Genomic DNA, 2,853 nt, shown 5'->3' with positions numbered 1-2,853 from the left:
CCAACGGCGGATACTTCATCCGGCAGGCTGAGCAGGGTGGTGGCGAATTCGCCGAATACCTGTTCCGGTGTGGGCTCCGCCGCATAGCCGGCGATTTCGTCGTATACCTTGCGATAGGCGTCCGGTGTGGGAGCGATCTTGCGGATGGCGAGCTGGCGGAAGGTTTCCCGCGCAATGTCGACGGGATTCTGGGCTGCGGGATTGCGGGGTGGTTTGTCTGGCATGACGGCGCGTGCGCTGGTGTGTGCTTGTGGCGTTCGATTGCAGCCCGATTTGGCTATTGCGCAATCATATCGTCAGGCAGGAAAAGCGATGCGGCGATCAGCGCGGAAAATGCCAACCAGTTTGTTGTTTGACAAGCTATCTCTGTGCGGGATCGATCCTGGAGCGATCTTGATTGACCCGGAATCAATCGACCAGATGGTTCTTGATCGCGTAGTGCGTCAGTTCGGCGTTGTGACGCAGTTTCATTTTTTGCAACAGGCGTGAGCGGTACATGCTGATCGTCTTGACCGACAGCACCAGTTCGGCGGCGATGTCGCTGACGGTCTTGCCGGAGGCGATCATCGTCAGTGTCTGGTATTCGCGGTCGGACAGGGTTTCGTGCAGCGGGATTTCGTGATCGTCGCTGATCTGGTTGGCCAGCTCTTGGGCGAGGGCTGCGCTGATGTATTTGCGGCCGGCGGCGACCTGGCGGATGGCGTTGACCAGTTCGGCCGGCGCGCTTTGCTTGTTCAGATAACCGGAAGCGCCGGCTTTCAGCGCACGGATCGCATACTGGTCTTCGCGATGCATGGAGAGCATCAGCACCGCGGTTTTCGGCGATTCCTTGCGCACCTGTTTCAGCACTTCGATACCGCTGCGGTCGGGCATGGAGATGTCGAGCAGCAGCACATGATGCGAAACATCGCGCGCGAGACGGATGGCTTCGGTGCCGTTTTCGGCATGTCCGGCGACGGCGATGTCTTTGGTATCCGCCAGCATCTGCTTCAAACCTTCCCGCACGATGGCGTGATCGTCGGCGATCAGGACTTTGATTACATTCTTCGTTGTCATTGTTCTGCTAGATAAGTGCTGCCTTGCAGACAAACGGTCTCCATCAGTGAGACAAAATTTGGCTCAGCACGGTTCCATGTGACCAAAATGGTCAGTTATTTTGCAATATTGTCCTTCAGGATGTCGATATTGCACTGCTATCGACCAACGGGACGTTGATAGCAACGATTGTGCCACCCTTTTGCGACGTGCTGACGGACAGGCTGCCACCCATTGCGATCGAGCGTTCGACCATGCCGCGGATGCCGAACGATTTCGGTTTCGTGCGATCGGCAGCCTGGATGCCGCGGCCGTTGTCGACGATCTCCAGGCGGACGAAGCGCTCGGTATGGACCAGTTGCACGTTGACGTGCGTCGCCTGTGCATGTTTGGCGATATTGGTCAGGGCTTCCTGAAAAATCCGGAAGAGGGCGGCGGACTGGTTGGGGTCCAGTTCGATTTCCCGTTTGTTCGACGAGAATTCGCAGGGGATGCCGCATTGTTTTTCAAATTCCCTTGTCTGCCAGTCGATGGCCGCCACCAGGCCGAAATCCAGTACGCCGGGGCGCAGGTCGCTGGCGATTCTGTGGACGGTTTCGATCGTGCGGTCGACAAGCTGTTCGACATAATCGGCTTTTTCGACCAGCGCCGGATCGGCGGGCAGGCGGCGCGTCAATAACGCCAGCGCCATCTTGATCGCGGTCAGGTTGCCGCCGAGATCGTCATGGATTTCACGCGCGATGTGGGCACGCTCCTGTTCCTTGACGGTATTGATGTGTGCAGACAGTTCTGCCAGCTGCGCGCGCGAGCGGATGATTTCTTCCTGCTCCAGCTTGCTGGCGGTGATGTTGGTCATGATGCCTTCCCACAGCACATCGTGTCCGTCCAGCGCGCGTGGCGTGGCGCGCAGGTTGATCCATTTGATGTCGTTCCACTTCTCGATGCGGATGCGGCCTTCCCAGTTCCATGCACTCATTTCCCTGGTCGATGCGTTCATGGACTCCATGAAGGAGGTGCGATCTTCCGGAAGAATCAGATCGAGAAAGTGCAGGGGATCGTCATGCAGCTCTTCCGCCGCAATGCCCAGCAATGCCTCGCAGCCCTCGCTCAAATAAGGAAAGGAAAAACTACCGTCGCGAGCGAGCCGGAATTGATAAACCAGTCCCGGTGTATTGGAGACCATCGCGCTCAATCGCGATTCGCTTGCGCGCAAGGCCTTGTCGGATTCGTCGCGCGAACTGACGTCGTTGCCGATCGCGATGATGACGGGGCCGGTCGATGCTGCCAGAAAGAACAGGCGCGATTCGATCGGATATGCGGTGCCGTCGCGGCGCACATGAACGGTGTTGACGCTGATCGAAGCGACGCTGCCATTGCGCAAATCGGCCAGTAGTTCTTCATAGGCTTCCGGACTGATGCCTTGCACGATGGAGGCGGGAGACATCTCGCGCAGTTCATGCAAGCTGTATTGCAGGTTGTCGATCGCTGCCTTGTTGGCGTATTCGAAATGCAGCGTTTCGCAATTGAATACATAGATTTCGCTGGGCGAACCCTGAAGCATGATCGGTAGCCATTCGGCTTGCACGTCGTCGATGGTTTCCTGCATGGTGGCGTCCGTAATTCGCATATGCGTCGCATTGGTGTCGTCGGACTGTAGCACATCTGTTTTTGCTCGCAGGATGCAGCCGGAAGAAGGTGAAACGCATGCAGCAACGAAAGGGGGGAGACAAGAGGGCAGGCGCAAAATAACGAAAAAATGGGATTAATTGAATAAAGTGGAAGAATAGGGCTTCCAAAATGGAATTTGCTCCGCTATAA

Annotated in this window: 2 protein-coding genes and 1 pseudogene; all 3 read right to left on the bottom strand. The window is 56.9% G+C overall.

All coding sequences use genetic code 11. The features are described 5' to 3' along the window. Window positions 1-224, bottom strand: a pseudogene (locus VN114_RS02045) (GGDEF domain-containing protein); the annotation flags it as partial. A gap of 184 nt (window positions 225-408) precedes the next feature. Then, a complete protein-coding gene (locus VN114_RS02040) occupies window positions 409-1,056 on the bottom strand; it encodes a response regulator transcription factor (protein WP_325511470.1) in 648 nt (215 codons plus the stop codon). 115 nt (window positions 1,057-1,171) lie between these two features. Beyond that, window positions 1,172-2,662 carry a PAS domain-containing sensor histidine kinase gene (locus VN114_RS02035; protein WP_325511468.1) on the bottom strand — a complete coding sequence of 497 codons (1,491 nt, stop codon included), beginning with the start codon at window positions 2,660-2,662 and terminating at the stop codon, window positions 1,172-1,174. Between the last annotated feature and the right edge of the window lie 191 nt (window positions 2,663-2,853).

Origin of the sequence: Oxalicibacterium sp. (assembly GCF_035565035.1) — a bacterium.
Classification (GTDB): domain Bacteria; phylum Pseudomonadota; class Gammaproteobacteria; order Burkholderiales; family Burkholderiaceae_D; genus Oxalicibacterium.
Note: the sequence above shows the minus strand (reverse complement) of the source record. Positions and strands in the feature narration are given on the sequence as shown.